Origin of the sequence: Acinetobacter sp. GG2 (assembly GCF_000292385.1) — a bacterium.
Taxonomy (GTDB): domain Bacteria; phylum Pseudomonadota; class Gammaproteobacteria; order Pseudomonadales; family Moraxellaceae; genus Acinetobacter; species Acinetobacter seifertii.
This window is the reverse complement of the sequence record NZ_ALOW01000012.1, coordinates 15,801-29,907: the sequence shown is the minus strand read 5'-3', so window position 1 is coordinate 29,907 and position 14,107 is coordinate 15,801. Positions and strand designations below refer to the sequence as shown.

Annotated in this window: 10 protein-coding genes, 1 tRNA gene and 2 pseudogenes; 8 read left to right on the top strand and 5 right to left on the bottom strand. The window is 35.2% G+C overall.

Annotated elements, in window-relative coordinates; all coding sequences use genetic code 11:
* Positions 1–433: 433 nt before the first annotated feature.
* From B554_RS0100640 to B554_RS19055, 4 genes and pseudogenes are all read left to right on the top strand, one after another.
* Entirely contained in the window at positions 434–691 is a 258-nt protein-coding gene (locus B554_RS0100640; protein ID WP_019456596.1) for a YjhX family toxin, read from the top strand.
* A 32-nt stretch (positions 692–723) separates the two neighbouring features.
* Positions 724–1,230 (top strand): GNAT family N-acetyltransferase, encoded by a 507-nt coding sequence (locus B554_RS0100635; protein WP_019456595.1) that lies wholly within the window; start codon positions 724–726, stop codon positions 1,228–1,230.
* A 404-nt stretch (positions 1,231–1,634) separates the two neighbouring features.
* Positions 1,635–2,456 carry an ROK family protein gene (locus B554_RS0100630; RefSeq protein WP_019456594.1) on the top strand — a complete coding sequence of 274 codons (822 nt, stop codon included), beginning with the start codon at positions 1,635–1,637 and terminating at the stop codon, positions 2,454–2,456.
* Positions 2,457–2,462: 6 nt separating this feature from the next.
* A pseudogene (locus B554_RS19055) lies at positions 2,463–2,550 on the top strand (hypothetical protein); the annotation flags it as partial.
* Between the two features lie 104 nt (positions 2,551–2,654).
* Here B554_RS19055 and B554_RS0100625 read toward each other — a convergent pair.
* Entirely contained in the window at positions 2,655–2,990 is a 336-nt protein-coding gene (locus B554_RS0100625) for a hypothetical protein (protein WP_019456593.1), read from the bottom strand.
* A gap of 147 nt (positions 2,991–3,137) precedes the next feature.
* Positions 3,138–7,136: a delta-poly-L-ornithine synthetase PosA gene (gene posA / locus B554_RS0100620; protein WP_025465035.1), complete on the bottom strand. Its 3,999-nt coding sequence runs from the start codon at positions 7,134–7,136 to the stop codon at positions 3,138–3,140.
* Between the two features lie 652 nt (positions 7,137–7,788).
* Between posA and B554_RS0100615 the strand changes: the two are divergent.
* Positions 7,789–8,262 (top strand): annotated as a pseudogene (locus tag B554_RS0100615) (SgcJ/EcaC family oxidoreductase).
* 77 nt (positions 8,263–8,339) lie between these two features.
* Here B554_RS0100615 and B554_RS0100610 read toward each other — a convergent pair.
* Positions 8,340–8,429, bottom strand: a tRNA-Ser gene (locus tag B554_RS0100610).
* A gap of 350 nt (positions 8,430–8,779) precedes the next feature.
* Here B554_RS0100610 and greB point away from each other — a divergent pair.
* The 3 genes from greB to B554_RS0100590 all read left to right on the top strand — a co-directional run bounded on the left by greB (position 8,780) and on the right by B554_RS0100590 (position 12,074).
* Complete coding sequence (greB, locus tag B554_RS0100605) at positions 8,780–9,253, top strand: transcription elongation factor GreB (protein ID WP_019456590.1); 474 nt, start codon at positions 8,780–8,782, stop codon at positions 9,251–9,253.
* A 201-nt stretch (positions 9,254–9,454) separates the two neighbouring features.
* Positions 9,455–10,429: a 3-oxoacyl-[acyl-carrier-protein] synthase III C-terminal domain-containing protein gene (locus tag B554_RS0100600; protein ID WP_019456589.1), complete on the top strand. Its 975-nt coding sequence runs from the start codon at positions 9,455–9,457 to the stop codon at positions 10,427–10,429.
* A 532-nt stretch (positions 10,430–10,961) separates the two neighbouring features.
* Positions 10,962–12,074: a transglycosylase SLT domain-containing protein gene (locus B554_RS0100590; protein WP_004699682.1), complete on the top strand. Its 1,113-nt coding sequence runs from the start codon at positions 10,962–10,964 to the stop codon at positions 12,072–12,074.
* 91 nt (positions 12,075–12,165) lie between these two features.
* On the opposite strand, the gene B554_RS0100585 is transcribed toward B554_RS0100590, so the two are convergent.
* Together B554_RS0100585 and ttcA are read right to left on the bottom strand one after the other, a co-directional pair.
* A complete protein-coding gene (locus B554_RS0100585; protein WP_004699680.1) occupies positions 12,166–12,552 on the bottom strand; it encodes an SCP2 sterol-binding domain-containing protein in 387 nt (128 codons plus the stop codon).
* Between the two features lie 208 nt (positions 12,553–12,760).
* Positions 12,761–13,666 (bottom strand): tRNA 2-thiocytidine(32) synthetase TtcA, encoded by a 906-nt coding sequence (ttcA, locus tag B554_RS0100580; protein WP_019456587.1) that lies wholly within the window; start codon positions 13,664–13,666, stop codon positions 12,761–12,763.
* Positions 13,667–14,107: the final 441 nt, after the last annotated feature.

Below are 14,107 nucleotides of genomic sequence, written 5' to 3'. Positions count from 1 at the left end.
CTATATTTGGAGATGTTCGTCAATTAATAGTTACGAGTTAATTCAAGTGTCATATCTTACAAATAAAACAAAGCCAAACTATAAGTAGCAGAACAAAAGCAATTAATCGTAGGTATGCATATCGGAAAATCAGGATTTGTATATATTCATTTTATAGAACGAAAAGATAGATATGAGATTTCATATTTAAATGAAGTCCACTAACCTCATAATGAATATAAAAAACATTTGTGATTAAGTGATATATACAGTTAATATATCCTTTGAATAAAAGTATCCCCCTTCTAAAAGAGGTTTATATGTTGGAGATAGTAATCATCTGATAATCACTCTCAATTTTTATTATTGAGTTGATTATCAATGTCGCAATTTTTCTGTGGTCATATTTCTGATCACCTCTATTTGCACGTTTGATTATTATCAAGGCTCCAACATGAATCTTTCAAAGTTCGAACAACGAACTCTCCATGTCCTTGCCAAAGGCGGACATATTCAATACCAACGTAATGCATCAGGCACAGTTTATTTCGTTGAATGCTATACACGAGAAGGTTTTGTGCTATCTGATTGTTCCTTAGATGTATTTAAAAAGCTAAAAGCAAAACGTTTAATCAAGTCTAAAAATAGCCAACCTTATCAAATTACATTGTTAGGGCTCCAGACGGTCCGCCCTCAACTAGACAATCGTTGATATAAGTTGCTATTTATGAAGAGAAAGAAAATATGAATATTACAATTCGAGATGAACAACCCGAAGATATTAAAAATATCGAAGCGTTGACGAAAGCCGCGTTCTTGAATGAAGAGCATTCTAGCCATACCGAACAATTTATTGTGAATAGCCTTCGGAAACATAAACAACTCACGATCTCTTTGGTTGCTACAGAAGATGGCTTAATTGTAGGTCACGTTGCTATTTCACCAGTTACGATTACGTCGGGTGAAACTGGTTGGTATGGCCTAGGCCCTATTTCTGTATGTCCAAATAAACAAGGAATTGGAATTGGTTCTCTTTTAATGAATGCAGCTTTGCAAAAGTTAAAAGATTTGGGCGGAAAAGGTTGCGTTCTATTGGGTGATCCAAATTATTACAGTCGATTTGGTTTTAAATCATACCCAGATTTAAATTTACCTGATGTCCCAAATGAATACTTTCAAGCTATAAGTTTCAGCAATCATATTCCTTTTGGAGAAGTTACTTATCATGATGCTTTTACAGCAACTGAATAAATAAGTTCGCTTACAACACCTAATATAAAGCCTCTATTTATAGAGGTTTTATATTAATTTAAAACATTGAAAATTATATAATTATTAAATCTATTAAATTCTACAAATAAAATTGAGAGTAGTTCCCTTTTCAGTCCAACACGCAAGATGAATTTTTTTTAGATTAGATCATGAAAAAGTAAGGATAAATAATCAGGTAGTTACTGGTAAAAGTGGGTTATGAATGGAGCAAGTAAACAGAAAATTAGGGCTATCCGTTATATATAACATTGAAATATATGGAAAATAATTGATCTCTATTTGGAAGCAATTTTAAAATTTATTACACAAATACTGATAATTATAAAATCTTGATCATCTAGACACGTTAAAATTTATAAAATAATTTTGAGATAAGGCTTTTGATGAAAACTCAGAAAATTGGTGTAGATCTTGGAGGCACTAAGTTATTGATATTATGTGATGAAATTGAAGAAATATTTAGTACAGGAATTTCATTCACTCCAGAAGAATTAATATCACATCTGCAATCTTTTATTTTAAAACATGGAATTAAACCCGAAAGCATAAGCCTAGCAGTGCCGGGTCTAGTTAACGAATCGGGATATGTTGTTAATTGTGATGTCCTACCAGCATTCATAGGTTGGCAAGGAAATGACGCATTAAAATTATTATGTAGTAAAACAATGATCTTAAATGATGTAAAAGCTGCTATGTATGCTGAACTCAATGATTTTTCATCTCATGCTGCAAGCGGCATTATTATGATTGGTACAGGTATTGGGGCTGCATTCATAACAAATGGAAAACCCTTAATGGGAGCTAGTGGTTGGGCTGGTGAACTAGGTTACTTACCAGTACAAAGTAATGAAGGAATTAAGCGTCTAGATGAACTTGCCAGTGGAGCTGCAATTACCAAACTATGCGAACTAAGCCCATCTAATTTAGCGTTAATGGCTAACAATGGAGATCAATCTACTTTAGCTGTGATAAAAGACGCTGGACAAGCTTTAGGTCTTGGAATAGCTACAGTCATTAATCTTTTAAATCCTTCACAACTAGTAATAGGAGGAGGAACAATAGAGTTACCTGGTTATTTAGAGGCCGCTTTAGAAGCTGCTAAAGAAAACTGCCTTCCCGAGCTTTGGCAAAATTGCGATATATCAAAAGTAAAGGCGGGGAAAAAAGTAGCTGCTTTAGGTGCTATACGTGCAATTGAACAATAAAATAATATAAGTATTTTTCTGATTCAGCATGCTGAAAGTTCAGCCAATATTAATGGAAAAAACCCTTTCGCATGCTTTGATTGCTTTAAGTGAACATGAATGGCTATAAAACTTGGCTAAGGGCATATTGGGAATAGCTTAGATTTTTACTTATTGAGCTGAAAAATTTGATATAAGCTTTAGTATTTTAGAGAAAATTTAAATATTTAAACCCAAGATTGATTCTCTAAAAGGGTCAAAAAGAATTTTTTCTTTACACTCAATAGCTTTTTCTAAAAAGCTTATTATTTTAGAAATTTCATCTTTAAAATCCGTATAAATTTCGAAGAGTTTTTTAAATTCGTTAATTAATTGATTAAGCTGTTTATCACTGTATAAATCATAATCTACATATGAAAGATCTGAAATAAGTGGAAGTATTTCCTTATCAAAAATTGAAACTAAAATATCTGCAAATTCCTTTTGTATTTGATAGGCGGATATAGACTCGCCTTTTTCCATAGAATTAACTTTCCAAATATGAACTAAATACATCCCTAAAATTCTTCCTATACCTTTTAATTTTGATATTTTACAATGTACTTAGCACATGAACATTATATAAGTGTCTAAAATTAACCATAGCTTAGCTACAAAAAAGCCCCTGTTCTACAGAGGCTTTTTTTTCAATTCAACAATTAATTATTTATGAACCCAAGGCACAGCCGGTGAACCAATCCAAGCAGATTTAGCCGGAATATTTTCACCCTTCATCACCAATGTTAATGGACCTAACACAGCATGGTTGCTCACGTTTGCGTTATACAAAATAATACTGCGTGTATTTACCACGACATCATTACCAACATTTACTTGTCCGATTTTCATAATACGGTCTTCAAACAAGTGAGTTTGTGGGCCTGAGAAGCTATTAAACTCAGCACGGTCACCGATGCTTACACAGTCGAACTCTGTAATATCAGCAGTATCCATGTAGACGTCTTTACCAATGCGAACACCTAAAATACGCAAGAAGAATGGCAACATTGGCGTTCCTCTTAAGTAGTTTAAGAAGTTAGGAATCGCAACTGACTCATATAAGCTCGTGATCCCTTCACTTAACCATACAAACATGGTCCACATTGGAGCTGAACGTGGTTGATAACGACCAATTAGAGTCCACTTCAATAAGGCAACTATAACAAAGCAACCTACGCCATAGAGCAAACCAGCAAGCGTTAAAGCCAACAAACCAGTTGGAATGTTGTATTTGTTAATAACATCAATAATCTCAAGCACGATCATATAACCCACACCAATCGCAAGAGCGGCAGGTAATACAACACGAAGGCCTTCAATAAAACCACGCATTAAACGGCGCTTGATACTTGGCAAGAATGTTAAATGATCTGGATATTTCTCAGCAGCTTCACGTGCAGGCAGCAATAACGGTGGTGAACCAAACCAAGTTTGACCATCGTACATTTCAACGTTATCAGGTGTTTTAGATTGCACACCAATTAAGACATTGTCTGGTAACACGGTACCATCAGCAATATAAGCACTGTTTCCGACAAAACTACGGTTACCAATGTTGGTCGATTTTAATGTCATCCAGCCGCCTTTGATTTCTTCATCACCTAGCATTACAGCATCGGCAATAAAGCTTTCTTCACCCAAAGTCAGCATTTCTGGAATAACACCGTTTGCGGTAGAAATTTCAGTATTTTTACCTACTTTTGCACCGAGCATACGGAACCATGTTGGCGCATAAATGGTCGCAAACAAGCCATGCAAGGTTTGTAAGCTCGTTTCCAAGATTTGAGAAGCAAACCATTTACGGTAGTACGTACCACCATGAACCGCATAGGTTCCTGTTTCTAGACGTGGCAATGCAACTTTACGAATGACTGAAGAAATCACAGCAGTAATCATCATCATCATTGCACTAGCAGGAATCGCTAAAATGAAGTAGTAGAGTGCGATTTGTAAATGGTCGTTGGTACTAATATTAAATACGTTTGCATCTAACCAATCGACTAAAAGGAAGCTTGGGAAAATTGGAATAAAGAACAAACACGCAATAATTAACGCACTAATTCCATAATATGCATATTCTGCAATTTTACGAATAAACGATAATTTCGGACGCTCTGGCAATTTATCGTGATCATCCACATGTCCGATCTTTTTCGCAGGTGTACCATCCCAGATTTCTCCGGCTGGAATAACAGTGTCATATTCAATTGAAGTTAAAGCATTTACATGAGCTTGTTTTTCTAACACTGTATTTTCTTCTAATACAGCATAAGAGCCCACATAACTGTCTTCTTTTAAGTGAATTGAACCTAACACCAAGTGACCATGTTCGACTTTGGCATTCTCTAAGTTTACTTGAGAGCCAATGCTCACCCCATCTTCAACAGTAAGTAAAGATGGCATACGAATATGTACTGAACTAATCGTAACATCATGACCGATTTTGGCGCCAAGCGCTTTCAGATATAAGTTAAGTAAAGTTGAACCTGACAAAAGATAGACAGGTGAAATACTACCTATACGGTCTGCTAACCACCAACGGAAATAGGTCAATCCCCATAATGGATATTGCCCTGCACCAACGCCCATCATTAATAGTCGTTTTACAGAAATTGAAACAACAAAACTGGCAATAATTACGCTGATATAAACCAATAAAGACATCGCGATTGCATTCGGAATACTGTCTCGTGATCCACCAGTAAAATAATGATAGGTAAAGAATGGCGCTAACCACTGTAAGATATTAATCGAAATTAAAACCGGAATAGTAATTAGCTGTGCAATACCACATAACCACTTATAAGTCTGGTTACGCGGGTTATCTTGCCCAATTTGGCTATCAAATACAGTCGGCGTTGGCTGCTCTAGCATGAGCGCAGCAATGGCCCCAACTCGTCTCGCTTGATATAAGTTTTGAATAGTTAAGTGGCTATATTCCGGATGTTCACGTAAATTCGAAATCAAAACAGCCGCTAAAAGTGAATGACCACCTAAGTCATCAAAGAAATCTGAATCGAGTTTAATCGGCATGTTTGGGAACAAGCGATTCAAAATACCAAATAAAATTTCTTCTGCCGGGTTTTGTGGTTGGTCCGATTCACTACGGTCAATCACACTAGTAAGTGGTCGTGCTTTTAAAGCTTTACGGTCAATTTTTCCTGACAATAGACGCGGAACTTCTTCAATAATCTCAAAACGGTTTGGCACCATATAAGGTGGTAAGCGTTGGCTTAAATTTTGGCGAAGTACTTTAATTTCGATTGCTTGTTTCGCATCAATTTCTGGTGCAATAAACGCAATAAGCTGATCAATACCATCTTCGGGACGAAGAATAACTGCCGCTGTACCAATACCTTCAATATCGCAAAGCGCAGCTTCGATCTCACCAAGTTCAACACGGAAACCACGAATTTTTACCTGATCGTCCGCACGCCCCAAACAGTGTACTTGGCCAAACTCATCAATTTTAGCCAAGTCACCAGTACGATAGAGCGATTGTTCGTCTGGACCTTCTGCCCACGGGTTTTCAATAAACTTATCAGCCGTTAAATCAGGTCTGCCTAAATATCCTTCTGCCACACTTGGGCCAAAAATACAGAGCTCACCTGTTTCACCTTGCGGCAGTAATTCTCTTTCAGCGTTAATGACCAGCATGCCATAGTTTGGTAAAGGCTTACCAATGGTAACGAGTTTGCCACGCTCTAAAGACTCAAGGCTTGCTGTAACTGTAGTCTCGGTTGGACCATAAGTGTTAAACATTTGATGGTGAGGTAATGCCCAACGGTCAACTAGTGAATCCGGACACATTTCCCCACCTAAGTTAATAATTCTTAAGTTAGGTACATCTTCAGGGAATAAAGCAAGTAATGTCGGTACAGCATGCAATACGGTAATGTTTTCTTGCTTTAATGTTTGGCATAAACGTTCAGGGTCACTCACAAGCGACTTAGGTGCAATCCACAATGTTGCACCAACCAAGTACGAAAGCCAAATTTCTTCAAAAGACATGTCAAAAGCGACAGAAAAGCCTTGATAGACTTTGTCTTGTTCTTGAATACCTAAAACATTATTTTCACTGCGTAAAAAGTGACAAATATTTCTTTGGGTAATCACAATCCCTTTTGGCTTACCCGTTGAACCTGACGTATAAATAATATACGCAGGTTGTTCTGGGGTTGTTTTAGCTAAAGGAATATTTTCACTGAGTGGCTTTTGTAGTTCAGTGTTTGTCCATTTTGCTTGCGGCACTTCTTCTAAATGTGCATACCATTCATCTGTAGTAATCATTCCCACAGATTCAGCATCTTCAAGACACACTGCTATACGGTCAGCTGGCGTATCCATATCAAAAGGAAGCCATGCTGCACCACTTAAACAAATCGCCAATTGAGCTTTTAAAAGCTCGATACCACGAGGTAACCATAACCCAACAATATGACCAGGTTTCACCCCTCTGATCGTCAAGTGCTGAGCCATGACTAAGGCTTGTTGGTACAACTCACCATAGGTCAACGTTTTATCTGCTTCAATTAAAGCCGTTTTATCAGGAAGAGTTTGTGCAGTATGGACAAAAATATCGGCCAAGACTTCATACTGCAAAAATTCCGGATGATACTTTCCACGAATAATATTATTCGTGTTTGTTACAAACTGGTTCATTTTTATACTCTCTTTAATTTTCTGATTTGGCTCAAATGAAGTCATAATTTGTTTTTCTGACTCATTAAAGAAATCTAGATGTGTCATAAATTAAATAATTGAACTTAAATCAAGATTAAAGTTTTAGTTTCAAAGTCTATTTAATAATATATAATTCTTGATTCTTTAGTATCATCTTTTCTAAAAAAATTAAGCCTTTAGCTTCAATGTTTTAATTTTTTCATCGTCTTCAGGATGGGAAACGTACAAAAATAGCCAAGTAAAAACCTATAATTCACAAGATTTATATAACTCTAATTTTAATTAAACTAATAAATGGCATCCTGTATACAACATCTCCATATTTTAAACTTAATTGTATTGCTCTGAACAATTAAATAGTGCCTAAAAAAAAGATTTTTATTTAAATTTTTAGACGATGTTTGATTATTCATCATATTAAACTCGTTATGAGTCAATTTTGTTTATCTTATATTTTTATCTTTATTTTTCTAAAACTTATCCATCGAGTAGCTCAAACTTATAGTTGTTTAATACTGCTCACCCCTAAAATGTTTTTGTGCTAAAAGTATGGTGTGTTTATAGGAATAAGTACTTGCATGCCCAGCTGTGACTAGCTGTTCCGTTTAAGCATGTCAAAGCCCATTCATTTATAATACATTCAAAATGGACTTAAAACTTAAAGAGTGGGAATGATATGAGTCAACACATAATAAACCCAGAAGATATTCCTTTAGCATTTCAAATCGCATGGAATAATCATGATATGAAGGCCTTTGCTGCTCTTTTTCATCAAGATGCGACTTTCGTTAATCGTTTCGGTCATTACGTTAAAGCTACTAAGGAAATTATTGCACTTCACCAACCTATTCATGAAACAATCTATAGCGATTCAAAACTAGAGAATGAACTCATAGACATCACTCCCATAAGTGACAATATTTGTATTTCTCATTTTTGGAGTCGCTTAAGCGCAGGTGTAGCTCATCCTCAAGGTCCTCATCAAATTGATACCCTCATTCTTACTGTACTTATTAAGGAAAATAATTCTTGGTCCATTCAGGCGCTTGAAAATGTGACTTTGACAAACCCACGAACGGGAGAGACCATACTTAGAGATTTATGAAATCGAGCGATATAGTTTTTTAGTAATTTATAAGCAAAAAAAAGCCCTTGTCATTAACAAGGGCTTTTTAAGAATTTTGGCGGAAGCGGTGAGATTCGAACTCACGGAGGACTCACACCCTCGTCGGTTTTCAAGACCGGTGCATTAAACCGCTCTGCCACGCTTCCAACGAGCGCTATAATATAAATAAAAAGCCAACTTGGCAAACCTTTTTATTTAAGTTTTTATCTGAACGCTCAAAATAAAAACAAAAAACCTTTAATTTTGAGTTTTTATCTACCTCTTACTACTTTTATGCCTAAACTTATTTTTATTTGGGAAGTGTTAATTGTCTTTAACTATCCTTCATGCTTCACATAACTATATGATACTGGTCTATCTTTTTGATAACATAGTCACAAAGATAAAAAAGCTTTACGCTTTACTCAGGGTATTCTCCCTTTTCAATTACAGATAAGTTTTAAATTCCTGATGTGGTTTCTAACGAAACTATCTATATGAAGAAAGTTTGAGCTATATGACGAACCGCAAACTATTAACGGCTGAAGGCTATCAACGATTGCAAGATGAGCTAAATGATCTTGTAAGAAAAGAACGCCCCGAAATTACCAAAATTGTGTCATGGGCAGCCAGTCTTGGCGATCGCTCAGAAAATGCAGATTATCACTACAACAAAAGAAAGCTACGTGAAATTGATCGTAGGATTAGATACCTCACCAAACTTTTTGAAGTTGCCCAAAAAGTAGAATATCGGCCGGAACAAGATGGTAAAGCTTATTTTGGAGCTTGGGTTGAATTAGAAAATGATGAAGGCGAAACTACTAAATTCCGTATTGTCGGCGATGAAGAAATTTATGGTCGCACAGACTATATTTCTTTGCAGTCACCTATGGCAAAAGCTTGTTTAGGTAAAGCCGTAGATGATGAAATACAAGTTCAAACACCTAAAGGTAAAATGATTTGGTACATAACAAAAATAAGTTATCAGTAATTAATTCAGAGTATTCATTTTATTTTTTATTACAACCCAAATTATAATATTAAAAATATATTAATATCCAAATTTATACATATTATTTATTTTATATAAAACTAGAAATCATTAAATTAAAAAAAAGTAGATAAAATGCCATCGATAATTGATCAAAATTAAAACACAATTATATTTTTATATAAAAAGAGATTATTAATCATGAAAGGTATAAAAATTTCTGCAATATCTACTTATCACCCAAGAACAATTAGAAATAATGAATATTTTTTAAATAAATTTGAAGATAAAGATAGTTTAAATAGAATTTTTGAAAAAGTAGGAAGAAATAAAAGACATGTCATTATTAATGATGAAGAAAATGCGCTCACAATGGCAGTTAATGCATCAAAACAATTATTAAAAGATTATAACATTTCACATGACAGCATTGATATTATTATATTTTCTTCTACAACATTAGAATACCTATCTCCAACTAATGCTTTACTGATTCATTCAGAATTAAATATTAAAACTGACTGTATATGCTTTGATATAAATGCTAATTGTTTAGGAATGTTCGTTGCTCTTGAACAAGCATCCGTTTTGCTCGCATCAAAAGAAAGTTATAAACGCGCACTGGTGATTGGGTCTGATCATCTAACAATGCTTGGAGATGAAAAACAGGTGATTCCTTCAACAATTGTCGGAGATGCAGCGGCAGCCATAATACTAGAAAAAAATACCGATGATTCGGGCATTATTGACAGGATGTACCAAACAGATAGTAGTTTTTGTAAAACTATTGTTTTTCCTCCTCATGGCCTAACGAATTATCACAGTAAGGAACAAAAAATTCATTGGGCACCATTTACTGGTTTGGAAAGTGTGGAATTCGCGGCAGATGCACTAGATAAATTATTGAAGAAAAATAATTTAAACATTGAAGATATATCTTGTTTTTTACTATCCCAATTTACGAAGTCGAATATTGATATTCTTCAAGATAAAATCAATATTCCCTCTGAAAAAATTGAATACATTGGAGATCAATATGGATATACAGGAGTAAGTAGTTTTTTTATTGCCTACAAAAAACGGTTAGAAAAATCACTTATAAATAAAGGTGATATTATTGTTTTTTGGTCTTTAGGAGCAGGTTATCAGACCGGTGTAATGCTATGGAAGATTTAATAAGATATAACTGATAAAGTTATTACTTTAGCTAAAAGATACTATTTCTAATGGTATCTTTTAGCTTTAATTTAAATGTAAACAAATTAAATAGAACTAAAAATCACTAAATTATTTTATTTTTTCAGTTATTTAAGCTATATCAGTCTATCTAGTATATAAATCAAATTTCACGTTGTAATAACATGATGGCTACAAAATGTAGCATTTCATACCCGATTTTCTCACACCATAAGTGTATAAATTTTCTTCCTTAATAAATTCATGGTGTTATGTTGATATATCCGATATTTAATTGTTCAAAATTTGACAAACTTTTTTTTGAATATTATGATGCGCGCATCTTAAATGTTGAGTATTTTTTAACCCAACCTAAAACTATGTAGATTTTCTACACAGTCTGTTTTTTCATTTCATGTCATTTTGAATGACGTCATGAGTGCCCACCCCTTATTGAATTTATCAACTTTTAGAAGTTATGGCAGCTTTTTGTCTGGCTTTTAGGGCATAAATTATCTGTAGCGGAGACAACATGCACAGTAATTCAAGTTCTGGGTCGAGGCTTTGCCTTAACTCTTTATTTTCTTCTCTCCCATTGAAAGTTCTTGCACTCAGCACTATGTTTTTTCCCTTTCATAGTATTAATGCAGGAAAAACCCTACAGTACAATACTGTAGTTAACACAAACACATTAACTGTAGTTGCTGTAGAAAGCCCGACTACTGTTTTTAAAGAAGATCAATTTTTGCATGGCTTTGGTTATGACCTAGCTCGTAACTATGCGCAAAGCTTAAATGTAAAACTAGACTTCAAAATCGTGGCAGATAATGCCACTGCACTCAAATGGGTCCAGCAAGGTAAAGCAAATCTTGCAATGACGACCGCAGGCTTAAGCTCAATCGAGAGCAAAGGTTTAATGTCTTTTTCTGCAAGTTGTGGTGATATCGTAAATTTGCAAAAAAATGGATTAAATCCTGATTTAAGCTGGGTGTTTAAACAAGCAGATGATCCTCTTACACAAACTGCCAGTGGTTTTGTTTGTCAAAGCAAGCAAAATGGTCTGACTCAACAACTGGCTTCATTTTATAATCGTAACGTTGTAAAACCTGAGTCTTGGTCTACGATTCAACGTGATTTAAGTACACGTCTGCCCATTTACAAAGCTAGCTTCAAACAAAGCGCAGCAAAGTATGATTTAGATTGGCATTTGCTTGCAGCAATGAGCTATCAAGAGTCATATCTCAAGCCAGAGTCTGTTTCACCAACAGGCGTACGTGGATTAATGATGTTAACCAACAGTACAGCTCGGGCAATGGGTGTAAGTAACCGTAGTGATCCAGCGCAAAGCATTCAGGGCGGTGCGAAATATTATGATCTCATGCTAAGTGAGTATGATGATATTCCTTTCCCAGATCGTAACTGGTATGCCCTTGTGGCTTACAATATGGGTCCGGGTGCAGTCAACCAGATCCAGAAACGCTTACAGACTCAAGGAAAAGATCCAAACCAGTGGGTTAACCTCTATGAGTACTTACAGCGTAATCAAATGCGAAATGGTCGATACAAACAAGCGGTACAGTATGTGACCCGTATTCGTGCTTATCTTGAGCACATTAAAACGGCACAACCTCGAATCAATATCTAATTTTTATTATTTAAAAGTTGATAAATTCAGTGTTTGTACAAATAAAAAGCTTACCTCTTGGGGTAAGCTTTTTATATGAATTCTTTTTAACTTAAGCTGTTGTTTGTTCTAATACTTTCTTGAACAAATCTTTTTGTTCTTGGCTTGGTTTAGCTGTTTGCAAAGCCATTAACTGAGACATATCGCCTTGAACTTTAATTTTACCAGTCATAAATGCTTGCATAGCTGCTGCCATATCAAACTCTAAGAATACTTTACGTAAAGTTTCAGCATCCATATTTAAAGTTGTTTTGGCATTTGAAGACAAACCTTTTTGGATTTTACCCCCATCTAAAGCTAATTCGGTATTTCCAGAAGCATCTGTAACTACTAAATTAATTGCCAAATTCGCAAGAGCTGGTGGCAAATTAAGATCACCTGCTTCAGCAGTTAATTTTTCGACAGTCGCAAACCAATCATCAGTTAAAAATGCAGGCATGATTCTTCCTCAAATTTATTTGTTCAATTTCTCTAGTTAGTTGTCTATCCAGACAACATCATATGAAGCACTTCTGCTTGTGCGTTGTTATAGCATGTAATTTTAAGGTTGGGCTATGACTTTTTGTACGGAACATTCATTTTTTAGTGTTTTGATACATTAAAGGCACTTGTTTATAAAGTGCCTTTAATTGACTTGTTCAAATATTTTATTCAGCAGCGAAACTTAAGTTCACTACATCTAAACGATTTTTAAGTTCTTCAGGGTCTTTAAAGTCGATCTCACGCTGAGAATCTAGCGCTTCAAAATCAAACAAATCACGGTCAGCTAACTGAGACGGAGAAACGTTTTGTAAAGCACCAAAAATACTGTGTAAGCGTTTCGGATATTGCTTATCCCACTCACGTAGCATTTCATTAAGCATGGCACGTTGTAAGTTCTCTTGTGAACCACAAAGGTTACACGGAATAATTGGAAACTTACGTAATTCAGCATATTTGATAATGTCTTTTTCTTCAACATAAGCCAAAGGACGAATCAAAATATTTTTCTTATCTGACGATAAAAGCTTAGGTGGCATTGCCTTTAAGCTGCCACCATGGAATAAGTTCAAGAAGAAAGTTGCAATGATGTCATCACGGTGATGGCCTAGCGCAACTTTGGTGGCACCAATTTCTTGAGCAAAGCCGTATAGCGAACCACGGCGCAAACGTGAACACACTGCGCAGTATGTTTTACCTTCAGGTGTTAAACGCTTGGTAATGGTATAAGTGTCTTTTTCCAAAATGTAATATGGAATGTTATTTTCTTCCATATAACGTGGTAAGACATCTTCTGGAAAACCCGGCTGCTTTTGGTCAAGGTTAACCGCAACAATGTCAAAATTGATCGGTGCAACACGTTTGAACTGCAACAAAATGTCGAGCAAGGTATAACTGTCTTTACCACCAGACACACACACCATGACCTTGTCACCATCTTCAATCATATTGAAGTCACGAATGGCATGCCCAACTTGACGGCGAAGCTTCTTAAGCAAACGATAATAAACCGAGCTTGTTGGAAGTTCAGGCTTAAAATTAAATCCTTCGTTGGACTCAACTGGCGCGTACATAGACGAGATATACCCATAAATAAAAATACCGCGCAATTTTATATGATTCGGACGGGAATCGCATCAAAAGAATAGTTTCAATTCTTGAAGTCGTCATAATGCTCAGGCATGATGCAAAAGTCGTGCTCCATTTTGACCGATGAGTTCATTTTTTGCGCAAAATGCTTACTTTTTGGACTTTTCCACAGTTTTCCACAAAACCTGTGGATAAAATTGTGGATTTCTTCGTGCTTGACAAACTGTTTTCACCTTCTGTTAAGGGTTTTATTTAAATTGATCATTTTTTAACCAATCATTTTTATCCTTAATTTTCAAATAGTTATTCAAGTCAATAGAATCATTTTAAAAATTTTTTTTAATTTTTTTTGATGATCATTCGAACAAAACAGCTTGATTTTTTAAAACAGCGAAAATAAAAAAAATTACACAAAACTTCTTTCT

What these genes read in the sequence shown, in the direction of transcription:
- B554_RS0100640 (WP_019456596.1), top strand. Translation starts at nt 434, where the DNA reads ATGAATCTTTCAAAGTTCGAACAACGAACTCTCCATGTCCTTGCCAAA.
- B554_RS0100635 (WP_019456595.1), top strand. Translation starts at nt 724, where the DNA reads ATGAATATTACAATTCGAGATGAACAACCCGAAGATATTAAAAATATC.
- B554_RS0100630 (WP_019456594.1), top strand. Translation starts at nt 1,635, where the DNA reads ATGAAAACTCAGAAAATTGGTGTAGATCTTGGAGGCACTAAGTTATTG.
- B554_RS0100625 (WP_019456593.1), bottom strand. Translation starts at nt 2,990, where the DNA reads ATGTATTTAGTTCATATTTGGAAAGTTAATTCTATGGAAAAAGGCGAG.
- posA (WP_025465035.1), bottom strand. Translation starts at nt 7,136, where the DNA reads ATGAACCAGTTTGTAACAAACACGAATAATATTATTCGTGGAAAGTAT.
- greB (WP_019456590.1), top strand. Translation starts at nt 8,780, where the DNA reads ATGACGAACCGCAAACTATTAACGGCTGAAGGCTATCAACGATTGCAA.
- B554_RS0100600 (WP_019456589.1), top strand. Translation starts at nt 9,455, where the DNA reads ATGAAAGGTATAAAAATTTCTGCAATATCTACTTATCACCCAAGAACA.
- B554_RS0100590 (WP_004699682.1), top strand. Translation starts at nt 10,962, where the DNA reads ATGCACAGTAATTCAAGTTCTGGGTCGAGGCTTTGCCTTAACTCTTTA.
- B554_RS0100585 (WP_004699680.1), bottom strand. Translation starts at nt 12,552, where the DNA reads ATGCCTGCATTTTTAACTGATGATTGGTTTGCGACTGTCGAAAAATTA.
- ttcA (WP_019456587.1), bottom strand. Translation starts at nt 13,666, where the DNA reads ATGTACGCGCCAGTTGAGTCCAACGAAGGATTTAATTTTAAGCCTGAA.